The 14,218-nt window shown below is 52.4% G+C and carries 14 protein-coding genes; 6 read left to right on the forward strand and 8 right to left on the reverse strand.

All coding sequences use genetic code 11. From position 1 onward, the window contains the following. Positions 1-170: 170 nt before the first annotated feature. The 3 genes from FDW88_RS19130 to FDW88_RS19140 are packed head-to-tail and all read right to left on the reverse strand — an operon-like array spanning position 171 to position 1,751. Positions 171-620: a flavodoxin gene (locus tag FDW88_RS19130; RefSeq protein ID WP_137363169.1), complete on the reverse strand. Its 450-nt coding sequence runs from the start codon at positions 618-620 to the stop codon at positions 171-173. Positions 621-639: 19 nt separating this feature from the next. Beyond that, entirely contained in the window at positions 640-1,422 is a 783-nt protein-coding gene (gene truC / locus FDW88_RS19135; RefSeq protein WP_096755894.1) for a tRNA pseudouridine(65) synthase TruC, read from the reverse strand. Continuing rightward, on the reverse strand, positions 1,422-1,751 hold the full coding sequence (locus tag FDW88_RS19140) for a YqcC family protein (RefSeq protein ID WP_096759337.1): 330 nt from the start codon (positions 1,749-1,751) through the stop codon (positions 1,422-1,424). The genes truC and FDW88_RS19140 overlap by 1 nt, the downstream gene beginning before the upstream one ends. Here FDW88_RS19140 and FDW88_RS22500 point away from each other — a divergent pair. Continuing rightward, complete coding sequence (locus FDW88_RS22500) at positions 1,740-1,967, forward strand: hypothetical protein (protein ID WP_170974183.1); 228 nt, start codon at positions 1,740-1,742, stop codon at positions 1,965-1,967. The genes FDW88_RS19140 and FDW88_RS22500 overlap by 12 nt on opposite strands. Before the next feature lie 417 nt (positions 1,968-2,384). Here the strand turns inward: FDW88_RS22500 and syd are convergent, their stop codons facing one another. Further along, positions 2,385-2,930, reverse strand: coding sequence for a SecY-interacting protein (syd, locus tag FDW88_RS19150; protein ID WP_115257591.1), 546 nt, complete (start codon positions 2,928-2,930; stop codon positions 2,385-2,387). A 68-nt stretch (positions 2,931-2,998) separates the two neighbouring features. Here syd and queF point away from each other — a divergent pair, with 68 nt between their 5' ends. From queF to xni, 5 genes are all read left to right on the forward strand, one after another. Continuing rightward, positions 2,999-3,847, forward strand: a complete 849-nt coding sequence (queF, locus tag FDW88_RS19155) for an NADPH-dependent 7-cyano-7-deazaguanine reductase QueF (protein WP_137363170.1) — start codon at positions 2,999-3,001, stop codon at positions 3,845-3,847. A 113-nt stretch (positions 3,848-3,960) separates the two neighbouring features. Next, positions 3,961-5,325 carry a nucleotide 5'-monophosphate nucleosidase PpnN gene (ppnN, locus tag FDW88_RS19160; RefSeq protein ID WP_096755891.1) on the forward strand — a complete coding sequence of 455 codons (1,365 nt, stop codon included), beginning with the start codon at positions 3,961-3,963 and terminating at the stop codon, positions 5,323-5,325. Between the two features lie 561 nt (positions 5,326-5,886). Next, a complete protein-coding gene (locus tag FDW88_RS19165) occupies positions 5,887-7,176 on the forward strand; it encodes an HAAAP family serine/threonine permease (protein ID WP_096755890.1) in 1,290 nt (429 codons plus the stop codon). Between the two features lie 31 nt (positions 7,177-7,207). Further along, complete coding sequence (locus tag FDW88_RS19170; protein WP_096755889.1) at positions 7,208-8,575, forward strand: L-serine ammonia-lyase; 1,368 nt, start codon at positions 7,208-7,210, stop codon at positions 8,573-8,575. Between the two features lie 166 nt (positions 8,576-8,741). Beyond that, complete coding sequence (gene xni, locus FDW88_RS19175; RefSeq protein WP_117343131.1) at positions 8,742-9,497, forward strand: flap endonuclease Xni; 756 nt, start codon at positions 8,742-8,744, stop codon at positions 9,495-9,497. A 91-nt stretch (positions 9,498-9,588) separates the two neighbouring features. On the opposite strand, the gene fucO is transcribed toward xni, so the two are convergent. From fucO to FDW88_RS19195, 4 genes are all read right to left on the reverse strand, one after another. After that, a complete protein-coding gene (gene fucO, locus FDW88_RS19180) occupies positions 9,589-10,737 on the reverse strand; it encodes a lactaldehyde reductase (RefSeq protein ID WP_137363171.1) in 1,149 nt (382 codons plus the stop codon). A gap of 27 nt (positions 10,738-10,764) precedes the next feature. Then, entirely contained in the window at positions 10,765-11,412 is a 648-nt protein-coding gene (gene fucA, locus FDW88_RS19185; protein WP_096755886.1) for an L-fuculose-phosphate aldolase, read from the reverse strand. 139 nt (positions 11,413-11,551) lie between these two features. Beyond that, positions 11,552-12,550, reverse strand: a complete 999-nt coding sequence (locus tag FDW88_RS19190; protein WP_137363172.1) for a LacI family DNA-binding transcriptional regulator — start codon at positions 12,548-12,550, stop codon at positions 11,552-11,554. Between the two features lie 64 nt (positions 12,551-12,614). Next, positions 12,615-14,195 carry an FGGY-family carbohydrate kinase gene (locus tag FDW88_RS19195; RefSeq protein ID WP_137363173.1) on the reverse strand — a complete coding sequence of 527 codons (1,581 nt, stop codon included), beginning with the start codon at positions 14,193-14,195 and terminating at the stop codon, positions 12,615-12,617. Positions 14,196-14,218 lie beyond the last annotated feature (23 nt).

Raw genomic sequence — 14,218 nt, forward strand, 5'->3', positions numbered from 1 at the left:
TTCCCAATTGATAATAAATTTGATCTTTTCAGGCCCATCATTTGATAGCAATAATGATAATGTTTGAAATTTTATTCTTATATCAAACATAAAGACCTGTAGGCCTTACCCGGCCTACAGTTAGAAATGAAGTTGTCTGCAGCACAAGCGAAACGCCGACGCATAAGGCGTTATTTAAGCAAGGTTCCCCAATGTTCTACCCAGGGATTGGATTCACTTTCCGGCTCAGGGTGCTCGCTGGCATCAATCAACAACATCTCACCCACGCGCTGCGCGCTTTGTTCCTGCAACAACGCGTCGAACTGTTTTCCGCCGTTGCAGAAGTTAACGTAGCTGCTGTCGCCGAGTGCGATCACGCCATAATGCAGATTTGGCTGAAAACCAAGATTATCTTTGATCCCCTGAAACAGTGGCACAATGCTGTCCGGAAGATCGCCCTGCCCGGTCGTTGAAGTCACCACCAGGACGTATTTGTCTTGATACGCCTGCCAGTCCGCCAGCTCTGGATCCTCAAACACCGTAGCCTTATGGCCCTGTCCGGTAAGGATAGCTTCAGCCTCTTCGGCTACCAACAGCGAGTTTCCGTACATCGTGCCGACAAAAATACCAATTTCCGCCATAACCTTTTTCTCCAGGGACTTAAGAATCTATTTGCTCATCCTGACCTGACCGCTCGCTGAACTCAACCCTTTCATTCTCAGGGAGAAGTCCACGCCAGCCAAACTGCGATAGCGCCTGCATCCAGACGTCATCCAGACCAGCGCGAATCACCAACGGCTCGCCAGTGAACGGATGGGTAAGCGTAAGCTGGCTGGCATGCAACATTAAGCGCTGGCAACCGAAATGCTCCGCCGCACTGCGGTTTTGCCGCAAATCACCGTGCTTACTGTCGCCAATAATAGGATGGCGTAAATGGGACAGATGCCGCCGGAGCTGGTGTTTACGACCGGTTTTAGGCTCAAGCTCTACCAGTCCGTAGCGAGTCGTTGGATAACGCCCGGTGGCCACCGGCATTTCTACCGTTGCCAGTCCGCGATAGTGGGTGACCGCCGGTTGCGGATCTTTATCTTCACGGGAAAATTTGTCGGCAATTTTATCCAACTCTTCCACCAGCGGGTAATCCAGCACCGCGTCATCCATTAACCAGCCACGCACAATCGCATGATAACGCTTTTGAATTTGATGCTGTTCAAACTGCTGCGACAGCAAACGCCCGGCTTCGCTGGACAATCCCATCAGCAGCACGCCGGATGTCGGTCGGTCGAGGCGATGCACGGTAAAAACATGCTGACCAATCTGGTCACGCACCGTTTGCATCACGACCACTTTCTCATCGCGGTCGAGCCAGCTGCGGTGAACCAGCCAACCAGAAGGTTTGTTAACAGCAACCAGCCATTCGTCCTGATAGAGGATCTCAAGCATCAGGATTTATCGCTGGTAAACAGTGCATCCAGCTCCTGTAATGCAACGAGAAGCACTTCACGCTGTGGATGGTCGGCGGTCAGCGCCATTTCGTAATACGGTGCGATGGCAAACGCCTCTGGAAGCGGCTGCGCGTTATCAAGCAGAGCATGCATGCGGGGAATCAATACCCATTGCAGCCATTCAACCGGCTCCATGGTATCCATACAAAAAGGCTGCGTGCTGGTAAATAAATGCGCCTCAGGCTCATCCATTCGCCAGTGATTATGCTCACGCAACAGCGCTTCAAGCGCGTGGAGTTGCTGGCGCACACGGTCATGAGTCGTCATGAAATTAACCTCATTGATGAAAAATCTGGCGCGAAGAATAGCATTTGTGGGCAGGAAATAAAAAAAGGGAGCACTGTAAAAAACAGTGCTCCCGGTTCGTTTCGCAGCATTCCAGCTACTTTTAGTGCTCCCTGCTCATCCATGACAACTTTTCCTGTGGTCTTGCGATCTGTTCATCCTGAACGTTTGCATCCTGCTCACATCACCCCGATGTGAAAACTTCATCCTGAAGTGTCCGTGGCCATCCTGACCCGCCGACCATCCTGCCCGGCTCTCATTCTCCTTCCTGGAGGTGTCCCTTAACGCATCCGGCGTTTTCCTCTTTGCTTCGTCCTGAAGCCTATCCTTGTAACACCATCCTGGTGTGTCCTGCAGAAGTGTAATCATCCTGATGTTCACTTCTTTGTGCGACTCCTTGTCGACGGAGATAGAATCGCCTGTTTCGCTTTGTCTTACAAGATACTTACAGACATTCCTTTAAGGTTTTTTTCATATGAAAGCAGAGAATAAAACATCAACTAACTGAATTACATACATTTACTATGAAGGCCCTGCATTAAGCTTTCACTTATTACCTGGCGATCTCCTACAGGGTTTGTAAGAGATCTCTCACACGCATGCGGGCAAAATGGATTACAGAACTGGCTTAAGTTGAGTCAGGAAATCCGCAAGAGAGGCCGCCAGCACCGTTCGTTTACGAGTCCCCAGCGTTTCTTTGCACACTTCCCCGGACAGGTTACACACCGAAATGACATCCAGTTCATTTTCCTGTGTCGCAATAAACAGCGTCGGCGAGAGCTTGAGCCGCTTTTGCGTGACCAAATGGCCAATCAGGTTTTCCTGAACGCGCCTGAAGTCATCTTCGCTCCAGGTTTGCAGCAGCGTGAGCTTTTCATCGGCAAACTGCGCGTGCATGTCCCCGGCAAATTGGGTGGTATAAAAAGCGTGAACGGCGGGTTGTACCACAATATCAAAGGCGCGTTCAACCGCGTTTACATTCGTTTCGCCCACAAACGGCTGAGGCTGCCAGTACACGGCATCGCTGGTCGTGGAAATAATGCATGGGGAAGGTACGCCATATAATTCTTCGCTGAGAGGCCAGCTGTTATTTTTCTCATGCCATGCATCGCAATAGCGTGTCGTAAAGGCCGTTAACGCCTGCGCAGTCAATTCGTCCACTGATTTCTCTCTTCACAAAAGCCAGGATACACTTGACGCATAGTGTATCTGGTTTATGACGGTGAAACATGTCTTCTTATGAAAACCATCAGGCGCTTGACGGCCTGACCCTCGGTAAATCAACAGATTACCGGGACAATTACGATGCCAGTTTGTTGCAGGGCGTTCCGCGTAGCCTGAACCGCGACCCGCTGGATTTAAAGGCCGATAGTCTTCCTTTTCATGGCGCCGATATCTGGACGCTGTATGAACTGTCATGGCTAAATGCCAATGGCTTACCGCAGGTTGCCGTCGGACATGTCGAATTAGACTACACCAGCGTGAATCTGATTGAATCAAAAAGCTTTAAGCTGTATCTGAACAGTTTTAACCAGACCCGCTTTGATTCATGGGATGCCGTTCGCCAAACGCTGGAACACGATTTGCGCGCCTGCGCCGAAGGCGATGTTCACGTGGCGCTGTACCGTATCGACGAGCTGGAAGGGCAGCCGATTGCTCATTTCAATGGCACCTGCATCGATGACCAGGATATTGTCATCGATAACTACCAGTTCACCACAGATTATCTGGAGAACGCCACAAGCGGCGAGAAAGCAGTGGAAGAAACGCTAGTCAGCCATCTGCTGAAATCTAACTGTTTGATCACCCACCAGCCCGACTGGGGTTCTATACAAATTCAGTATCGTGGACGAAAAATCGACAGGGAGCAGCTGCTGCGTTATCTGGTGTCCTTCCGCCATCATAATGAATTCCATGAACAGTGCGTGGAGCGCATTTTCAATGACATTCTGCGCTTCTGCCAGCCGGAAAAGCTGAGCGTCTACGCCCGCTACACGCGACGCGGCGGTCTGGACATTAATCCATGGCGAACCAACACCGATTTTGTCCCTGCCGTCGGCAGACTGGTGCGTCAGTAACTTTATTTCTCAATTTTGCGTGCCGGATTCCGCGCGCAAGGTTGTGAAAGGTCATAAGCCAGAGCTATTGTAATCAACAGGGAATTACGTGTTGCGTCCCATAAGGAGTTTACTTGATTACACATATTAGCCCGCTTGGCTCAATGGACATGTTGTCGCAGCTGGAAGTCGATATGCTTAAACGCACGGCCAGCAGCGACCTGTATCAACTGTTTCGTAACTGTTCGCTTGCCGTCCTGAACTCCGGCAGTTTGACCGACAACAGCAAAGAGCTGCTGTCTCGTTTTGAAAGTTTCGACATTAACGTGCTGCGCCGTGAACGTGGCGTTAAGCTGGAACTGATTAACCCGCCTGAAGACGCGTTTGTTGATGGACGCATTATTCGTGCGCTGCAGGCCAACCTGTTTGCCGTCCTGCGCGACATTCTTTTCGTTAACGGCCAGATCCATAACGCTGGTCGTTTTCAACGTCTGGATCTCGAAAGCTCGGTTCACATTACCAACCTCGTCTTCTCCATCTTGCGTAACGCCCGGGCACTGCACGTCGATGAAGCACCGAACATGGTCGTCTGCTGGGGCGGTCACTCCATCAACGAAAATGAGTACCTGTATGCTCGTCGCGTCGGTACCCAGTTGGGCCTGCGTGAGCTGAACATCTGTACCGGCTGCGGTCCTGGTGCGATGGAAGCCCCCATGAAAGGCGCGGCGGTGGGCCACGCCCAGCAGCGTTACAAAGACAGCCGTTTTATCGGCATGACTGAACCGTCAATCATTGCCGCCGAACCGCCTAACCCGCTGGTCAACGAACTGATCATCATGCCGGACATTGAAAAACGTCTGGAAGCATTTGTCCGTATTGCCCACGGCATTATCATTTTCCCTGGCGGCGTAGGAACGGCGGAAGAGCTGCTGTACCTGTTAGGGATCTTGATGAACCCGGCGAACAAAGATCAGGTTCTGCCACTGATCCTGACGGGACCAAAAGAGAGTGCGGACTACTTCCGCGTGCTGGATGAATTTATCGTACACACGCTGGGTGAAGACGCGCGTCGCCACTACCGCATTATCATTGACGATGCTTCAGAAGTGGCTCGCCTGATGAAAAAAGCGATGCCGCTGGTGAAAGAGAATCGCCGCGACACCGGTGATGCCTACAGCTTTAACTGGTCGATTCGCATTTCACCTGATTTGCAGATGCCGTTTGAACCGTCCCATGAAAACATGGCGAACCTGAAGCTGTACCCCGATCAACCGGTTGAAGTACTGGCTGCAGACCTGCGTCGCGCGTTTTCCGGCATCGTCGCGGGTAACGTCAAGGAAGTCGGTATTCACGCTATTGAAGAGTTTGGACCGTACAAGATCCACGGTGACCGAGAGATGATGCGCCGTATGGATGACCTGCTGCAGGGCTTTGTCGCACAGCACCGCATGAAGTTGCCGGGTTCGGCCTACATTCCTTGCTACGAAATCTGCGCCTGATGTTTAACGCCCGGTAGCTGCGGCTACCACGGTGACAGATTTGTCCATATCCAAGCCGGTTTTGGCCTCGCAGCCAGCCGGCTTTTTTAGTGATACCAGTCACATAGCTCAACTCCTAACATAAACATCAATAATGTTTCGTCAGAAAACCCTCAATACGCAAACGTTTACCTTTCAAATTCGACCGTGACTTATCGTCATAAATTATCATTAGTTGCAAGAATCCACTGAAAATGACAGTTTTTACAGCGCAACACTCGTATCTTCTCGCGTCCTCTTTCACGTCATATGTCGTTAATGCTAGCCTTCGCGCCCGTAAATCCGCTTTGGTTATTTTTTAATAGATTAATGGTCCAAATTTATCCACATAAAAAGTGGATTATTGCATTTGGGATCCCGATCACTGATACATTCATAACTTAAATGTATCTTTCCGCCCGAAAATTATTACGGCGAAAAATTATATAAAAAATCGCTAATCGGAATTCGTTTTACAGTCGGGTCTTTTTTCAGTGGATTGAACCCAAACCTGACTTTTTAAGCTTCCTCCAGGAGAAATAGATGGAAAACACGCAAACCAGCACTATCGTTACGGGCCAGACCCGCAGCGCATGGCGCAAGACTGACACCATGTGGATGCTGGGCCTTTACGGTACGGCAATTGGCGCGGGTGTCTTGTTCCTGCCAATTAACGCCGGTGTTGGCGGTCTGATCCCGCTGATCATCATGGCTATTCTTGCCTTCCCAATGACCTACTTTGCACACCGTGGTCTGACCCGTTTTGTGTTATCCGGTAAAAATCCGGGTGAAGACATCACCGAAGTGGTAGAAGAACACTTTGGTGTTGGCGCAGGTAAACTGATTACGCTGCTCTATTTCTTCGCTATCTACCCAATTCTGTTGGTTTATAGCGTAGCGATTACCAATACCGTCGAGAGCTTCCTGACCCACCAGTTGGCAATTACGCCTCCGCCGCGTGCCATCCTGTCGCTGATCCTGATTATCGGTATGATGACCATCGTGCGCTTCGGTGAGCAGATGATCGTGAAGGCGATGAGCATCCTGGTATTCCCGTTCGTTGCAGCGCTGATGCTGCTGGCGCTGTACCTGATCCCTCAGTGGAGCGGTGCGGTTCTGGAAACCCTGTCCTTTGACTCTGCAGCAACCACTGGCAATGGCCTGTTGTTGACCCTGTGGCTGGCAATTCCGGTAATGGTATTCTCCTTCAACCACTCACCGATCATCTCCTCCTTCGCCGTTGCGAAGCGTGAAGAGTACGGTGATGAAGCAGAGAAGAAATGCTCCAAGATTCTGGCATTCGCTCACATCATGATGGTGCTGACCGTTATGTTCTTCGTCTTCAGCTGCGTGTTTAGCCTGACCCCGGCGGATCTGGCTGCGGCAAAAGAGCAGAACATCTCCATCCTGTCTTACCTGGCGAACCACTTTAACGCACCGATCATTGCCTGGATGGCACCGATTATCGCGATGATCGCTATCACCAAATCCTTCCTCGGCCACTACCTGGGCGCACGTGAAGGCTTCAACGGTATGGTGATTAAGCACCTGCGTGGTAAAGGCAAATCCATCGAAGTCAACAAGCTGAACAAACTCACTGCACTGTTCATGCTGGTTACCACCTGGATCGTGGCAACGCTGAACCCGAGCATCCTCGGTATGATTGAAACCCTGGGTGGCCCAATCATCGCGATGATTCTGTTCCTGATGCCGATGTATGCGATTCAGAAAGTCCCGGCCATGCGTAAGTACAGCGGCCATATCAGCAACGTCTTCGTTGTGATTATGGGTCTGATTGCCATCTCCGCTATTTTCTACTCGCTGTTTAGTTAATCCCCTGCGCCGCCTACGGGATGGACGCCTCATGATTAGCGTATTCGATATCTTCAAAATCGGCATTGGTCCTTCCAGCTCCCACACTGTGGGTCCAATGAAAGCAGGCAAACAATTCACGGATGACCTGATTGCTCGCGGAATACTCACTGACGTAACCCGCGTCGTGGTTGATGTTTACGGCTCTCTGTCTCTGACGGGGAAAGGCCATCACACTGACATCGCGATTATTATGGGCCTGGCGGGTAATCTGCCTGACACCGTAGACATCGATGCCATCCCGTCCTTTATCCAGGATGTGAATACTCACGGACGTTTGCTGCTGGCAGACGGTCAGCATGAAGTGGAGTTCCCGGTCGATAAGTGCATGAATTTCCATGCGGACAATCTGTCCCTGCACGAAAACGGCATGCGCATTACCGCCCTGGCCGGCGAAAAAGTCCTCTACAGCCAGACTTACTATTCCATTGGCGGTGGTTTCATCGTTGATGAAGAACATTTCGGCCTGCCGAACAGCTCGCCGGTAAACGTGCCCTATCCGTACAAATCCGCCGCCGATCTGCAACGACATTGCCAGGAAACCGGCCTGTCGCTTTCTGGTCTGATGATGCAAAACGAACTGGCCCTGCACAGCAAAGAAGAGCTGGAACAGCACTTTGCTAACGTCTGGGAAGTGATGCGTAGCGGGATTGAACGCGGTATCACCACCGAAGGCGTCTTGCCGGGTAAACTGCGCGTGCCACGTCGTGCCGCAGCGCTGCGTCGCATGCTGGTCAGCAGTGACAAAACCACCACCGACCCAATGGCGGTCGTGGACTGGATTAACATGTTCGCGCTGGCGGTGAACGAAGAGAATGCGGCCGGTGGACGTGTGGTTACCGCCCCGACCAACGGTGCGTGTGGGATCGTTCCTGCGGTACTGGCTTACTACGACAAGTTTATCCGCGAAGTGAACGCTAACTCGCTGGCACGCTACATGCTGGTCGCGAGTGCGATTGGTTCCCTGTACAAGATGAACGCCTCTATCTCGGGTGCCGAAGTGGGTTGCCAGGGTGAAGTTGGTGTGGCCTGCTCAATGGCGGCAGCGGGTCTGGCGGAACTGCTGGGCGGTAGCCCTACGCAGGTGTGCATCGCGGCAGAAATCGGTATGGAACACAACCTGGGGCTGACATGCGATCCGGTTGCGGGCCAGGTTCAGGTCCCATGTATCGAGCGTAACGCTATTGCCTCAGTCAAAGCGGTTAACGCCGCACGTATGGCGCTACGCCGTACCAGCGAGCCGCGCGTGTGCCTCGATAAAGTGATCGAGACCATGTACGAGACCGGTAAAGACATGAATGCCAAGTACCGCGAAACCTCTCGTGGCGGCCTGGCGATGAAAGTTGTCACCTGCGATTAAGTCCCAACCCATTGCCGGATGGCGCAAGCTTATCCGTCCTACAGTGCCGTAGTCATTTGTAGGCCGGATAAGGCGTCAGCCGCCATACGGCAAAATGTTGTTTCAGATCTTCGCCTCCACTCGCCGTGAATGTTACCCTACAGGCTGATTCGTAAGGGAGAACACCGTGGCCGTCCATCTGCTCATTGTCGATGCACTGAACCTCATCCGCCGTATTCACGCTGTTCAGGGATCGCCCTGCGTGGAGACCTGCCAGCACGCGCTCGATTTATTGCTCGTGCACAGCCAGCCTACGCACGCCGTGGCGGTGTTTGATGACGAAGCGCGTAACAGCGGCTGGCGTCACCAACGGCTGCCCGACTATAAAGCTGGTCGCCCACCGATGCCCGACGAACTCCATCAAGAAATGCCCGCCTTACGCGCGGCCTTTGAACAGCGCGGCGTCTGCTGCTGGGTTTCCAGCGGTAATGAGGCCGACGATCTAGCCGCAACGCTGGCGGTGAAAGTCACCCAGGCCGGGCATCAGGCCACCATCGTCTCAACCGATAAAGGTTACTGCCAGTTGCTATCTCCTGCCCTGCGTATTCGCGACTATTTCCAGAAGCGCTGGCTGGATGCGCCGTTCATCGAAAAAGAGTTTGGCGTACAGCCTCAGCAACTGCCGGATTACTGGGGGCTAGCAGGAATAAGCAGTTCAAAAGTACCTGGTGTCGCCGGTATTGGCCCAAAAAGTGCGACCCAACTGCTCGTGCAGTTTCAGCATCTGGAAGGGATATACGCCCGGCTTGATGACGTGCCGGAAAAGTGGCGCAAGAAGCTCGAGGCGCACAAAGAAATGGCATTTCTATGCCGCGATATTGCCCGGTTGCAAACGGACTTACATATCGACGGGAACCTACAGCAGTTACGTCTGGCGCGGTAGTTTTGTTGCCGGATGGCGCTGCGCTTATCCGGCCTACATTTCGTGCAATCCTGTAGGCCAGATAAGGCGTTCACACCGTCATCCAGCACAATTACCAGGCGGTGTGGTACAGCTCAACGATATCGCCGAGGCTCGCTTCACGCGGATTACCACCGGTGCATACGTCATCGAATGCTGCCTGCGCCAGCGCCGGGATATCCTCTTTACGCACGCCAACATCACGTAAGTGCAGCGGAATGCCCACATCACGGTTAAGCTCAAACACCGCATCCACGGCGGCTTTACGCGCCTCGTCCAACGTCAATGCTTCCACCTTCACGCCCATTGCCCGGGCGATATCGCGGAATTTGTCCCCGCTATAGTCGGCGTTGTACTGCATCACATGCGGGAGCAGAATGGCGTTGGCGACGCCGTGCGGCGTGTTATAAAACGCACCCAGCGGGTGTGCCATACCATGAACCAGCCCCAGGCCAACGTTGGAAAAGCCCATTCCAGCAACATACTGGCCCAGCGCCATGGCTTCACCGGCCTTGCTGTCACCGGCAACGGATCCACGCAGCGCCCCGGCAATGATCTCAATGGCTTTGATGTGCAGCGCATCCGTCAACGCCCAGGCCGCACGGGTGATGTAACCTTCAATGGCATGGGTCAGCGCATCAACGCCGGTAGCCGCCTTTAACGCCGCGGGCATACCGTCCATCATATCGGCATCGATAAATGCCACCTGCGGAATATCATGCGGATCGACGCAGACAAACTTGCGCCGGTTTTCCTCATCGGTGATCACGTAGTTAATGGTCACTTCTGCCGCCGTCCCTGCCGTCGTCGGGATAGCCATCACCGGTACGCTTGGCTTACGCGTGGGCGATAAGCCTTCAAGGCTGCGCACATCGGCAAACTCAGGGTTATTGTAGATAATACCAATCGCTTTACAGGTATCCTGCGGGGAGCCACCGCCAATGGCAATCAGATAGTCTGCGCCACTTTGCTCAAAGACACCCAGCCCTTCCTGTACCACTGCAATGGTGGGATTGGGGATAACGCCGGAGTAAATCTCCCACGCCAGCCCCGCCGCATCCATCCGCGATGTTACCTTCTCGACCACACCGCACTGTACCAGGTTGGCATCGGTCACAATCAGCGCCTTACGATATCCCCGACGAATAACTTCATCGGTTAACGCCCCAACAGCTCCCCGGCCAAACCATGCCGTTTCATTCAGAATCATTCTGTTCGCCATCGTATTTCTCCTTTTCGCTTTGCGAAATTACTCTTCAATTCGTAATCCGTAGGATTTGAATTTCTCCAGCACGATGGCAATCTCTTCATCATCCAGCACCGGAACAGGATCGACGATCGCTAATGTGCTCAGATAAAGGCGGGCCAGAACTTCCACTTCATGCGCCAGCCACAGTGCTTTTTCCAGGTTCGCCTCGCAGGCAATCAGCCCATGATGCTGCAACAGCGTTGCTTTGCGGTCTTTCAGCGCCACGATCACGTGCTCTGACAGTTCACGTGTACCAAACGTCGCATACGGCGCACACGGAATGGAATTTCCACCGGCAGCAGCAATCATGTAATGGATAGCCGGGATAGGACGGTTGAGAATCGATACCGCGGTGCAATGGATCGCATGATTATGGACAACCGCATTAGCCTCTGGCCGCGTCTGATAGGCTGCAAGGTGAAAACGCCATTCGCTGGATGGTAATTGTCCTTTATCATAATTACCGTCGTTGTCTACATACACGATCATATTTTCCGTGAGTCTTTCGTAAGGAATTCCGCTGGGCGTGATCAGCATTCCATTTTCATAACGTGCACTCACATTTCCCGCCGTTCCCTGATTCAGCCCCAGGCTGGTCATTTCAAGGCAGGTTTCAATGATTTCTCGCGACAAACGCATTCTTTCCATCATAATTCTCCGGGTACAGTTTCCCCTCGTCTTGATTGCGAAAAATACAGCCGCAGAGTAAGACGGGTCAGGTTTCAGATATGAGCAGCCACTGAATTTTTATTCAGGTTCAGTTAGCTGATTTATTATTAAAAAAGTATTATTTTTGTCTTACACGCTTAATGAGCTTCATCGGTACTTTTACCGTTTCTTTAATCGGCTGGTCTTCAATCGCACTCATCATCATGTCGAAGGCTTTTTCCGCCCAGACGTTTTCATCCTGCTGCATTGACCAGACATTATTGGCGAGGAATCCCAGCATCGGATGTTCATCGAATGTGCCGATATTAATATCAGGTGGAATAACGCCAAAACGATTGCGAATAGCGACGATGGCGCCTTCCAGCACAGGTAATGACGAGGCGATAAATGCCTGAGGACATCCCTGCTCAGCAATCAGTTTTTCCATTAACCGGTAGCCACCATCTGGCGTGTTATCCGGACCTTCACGCACCCAATCATGATGGTAAATGCCATTGTTAATCAATGCGTTAAGATAACCCTGCAAACGGTCACCAATACTGGGCAACCCGGTATCGCCCACCAAAAACCAGATTGGCGATTTTCCCGCATCGAACAAACTTTGCGTTAGCTTTTCGCCCCCTAAACTATTATGACTTTCTACCAGCGCGTTATCGGTGTACTTAAAATCACGGTCAAGTAACACCATCGGTTTTCTAACCTGGCGTAAATGATGCTGCTGGTTTTCGAGCGTTGACGGGACAATAAAAAGTCCGTCAACATTACGGGCAATTAACGCTTTGGTTAATTTATTCTCGTAATCAACATCATCATAAGTACAGCTAATCGTTAACTGATATCCAGAACGACGACAGCGTTGCTCAAGTTTTTCAGCGAGCGTAGCAAAAAAGACGTTGGAAATATTGGGCACAATCAGCCCCAGCGTATCCGTTTTATTCAGTTTAAGGCTGCGCGCTGAATGGTTGATGACATAACCATAACGCTCAACATATTCATTAATGCGCGTTTGGGTTTTAACGCTGATACGATATTGCTCAGCTTTCCCATTCAACACCAGTCGCACGGTTGTCACCGATAAATTCAGATCGCTGGCTATCTGTTCTACTGTTTTAGCCATTATATGCCCCAGTTCACATCCAAAACGTCAATTCACAATCATAAAAGTATTTTAAACATTTGTCTTACAGCATCAGTTGGTTAAGCACCTGCTGCTGCCCCCACATAGTCAGATGCACCTGATATTTGCGGGCATAAAAGTCCTGACGCTTAGGGTTTGTCTTGATAACCTCACCGGGCGTCACCATCGCCTGACAAGCCGCCGGGAAATTTGCCCACGCCCCGCAGGCAACCGCACCGGTAATCGCCGCACCCAGCGTCACCGCATCTTCTTCCTGCATTAAATGGATATCGCATCCGGTCGCATCCGCATACTCACGTAGCCACAGCGGATTGTGCGTTGCTCCTCCGCACAGCGTCAGTCGTGTAATGGTGTGCCCATTTTCGCGCATCACTTCCATAATATGCCGCGTACCGCAGGCAATCGCCTGTAATGTTGCCAGATACAAGCGGGCAACCTGCCGCTCGCCACGTTCAAGGGTCAAGCCACATACGCTGCCGCGAGCATCCGGTCGCGCACGCGGTGAGCGGTTGCCATGATGATCGGCCAACACATGTAAGTTGCGCCCTGGTTCCGCTTCATTTTCCTCCAGTGCAGCCACCCATTCATTGACCAATACTATCGGATGGCAACCCCGCGCTTCGGCCTTACGATACAGGTCCGCACTGGCTCCTGACTCCTGAAGCGTCCAGTCGACTAACGCCCCGGCGGCACTTTGCCCGCCTTCGGTCAGCCAGTAGCCGGGTAGCATCGCGGACCAGTATGGTCCCCATACGCCCGGTGTATGAATTTCCTCTTCGCTGCACAGCATATGGCAGTTTGACGTGCCGCTGATCAACGCCAGCGTTCCCACAGGCTGAGCACCGGCCAGCGCCACACCGCCTGCATGCGCATCAATCATCCCGCTGGCAACCACAACATGTGTGGTCAGTCCCAACGCCTGCGCCGCTTCAGGGCTGAGCGTACCAACGGCGGCCCCCGGCGGTAAAATACGCGACGGGATTTTGCTGAGTAAATCTGTTAATTCAACGGCATCGAGCAACGAATGACTAAAACGTTGTTCGTGCGCCAGATAGTTCCATTTACAGGTCAGGGTGCACAGACCCGCTACATCGCTGTCGGTCGCTTTCCAGACCAGGAAGTCCGCCAGATCGTAGAATCGATGCGCGCGCTGCCACGTCGCAGGAAAATGATTCTTCAGCCACAGCACTTTAGGCAATTCCATTTCGACGCTGACTTCGCCGCCAACATAGCGCAGGGCGGGATCCTGCGTGGCGTTAATGCGTTTGGTCTCGTCTGCCGCGCGATGATCCATCCACATAATGATGTTATGGTCTGGCGATTCACCGGGTGAAACCGCCAACCCTTGTCCTTGTTCATCGAGAGCAACCAGAGAGCAAGTGGCATCGAATCCCAGTGAACGAATCTCCTCGACGGGAACCCCCGCTGACGACACCGCATCTTTCACCGCATGACACACCTGCTGCCAGATTTCAGCGGATGATTGCTCTACCCGCTGCGGACCGGGTCGAAACTGCGAGATAGGTAATGTCGCAAAGGCCAGTCGCGTACCGTTGGCATCAAAGACACCGGCCCTGACGCTGGCGGAACCGACATCCACACCGAGGAAATATCCACTGCTCATAGTAACTCCCTGACACTGGCTAA

Source organism: Citrobacter sp. wls829 (assembly GCF_005280825.1).
GTDB classification, from domain to species: Bacteria; Pseudomonadota; Gammaproteobacteria; order Enterobacterales; family Enterobacteriaceae; genus Citrobacter; species Citrobacter gillenii.

Coding starts and splice junctions, on each gene's coding strand:
- fucO (WP_137363171.1), bottom strand. CDS start 10,737: ATGGCGAACAGAATGATTCTGAATGAAACGGCATGGTTTGGCCGGGGA.
- fucA (WP_096755886.1), bottom strand. CDS start 11,412: ATGGAAAGAATGCGTTTGTCGCGAGAAATCATTGAAACCTGCCTTGAA.
- FDW88_RS19195 (WP_137363173.1), bottom strand. CDS start 14,195: ATGAGCAGTGGATATTTCCTCGGTGTGGATGTCGGTTCCGCCAGCGTC.
- FDW88_RS19165 (WP_096755890.1), top strand. CDS start 5,887: ATGGAAAACACGCAAACCAGCACTATCGTTACGGGCCAGACCCGCAGC.
- FDW88_RS22500 (WP_170974183.1), top strand. CDS start 1,740: ATGAGTCGTCATGAAATTAACCTCATTGATGAAAAATCTGGCGCGAAG.
- FDW88_RS19170 (WP_096755889.1), top strand. CDS start 7,208: ATGATTAGCGTATTCGATATCTTCAAAATCGGCATTGGTCCTTCCAGC.
- FDW88_RS19140 (WP_096759337.1), bottom strand. CDS start 1,751: ATGACGACTCATGACCGTGTGCGCCAGCAACTCCACGCGCTTGAAGCG.
- truC (WP_096755894.1), bottom strand. CDS start 1,422: ATGCTTGAGATCCTCTATCAGGACGAATGGCTGGTTGCTGTTAACAAA.
- FDW88_RS19190 (WP_137363172.1), bottom strand. CDS start 12,550: ATGGCTAAAACAGTAGAACAGATAGCCAGCGATCTGAATTTATCGGTG.
- FDW88_RS19130 (WP_137363169.1), bottom strand. CDS start 620: ATGGCGGAAATTGGTATTTTTGTCGGCACGATGTACGGAAACTCGCTG.
- queF (WP_137363170.1), top strand. CDS start 2,999: ATGTCTTCTTATGAAAACCATCAGGCGCTTGACGGCCTGACCCTCGGT.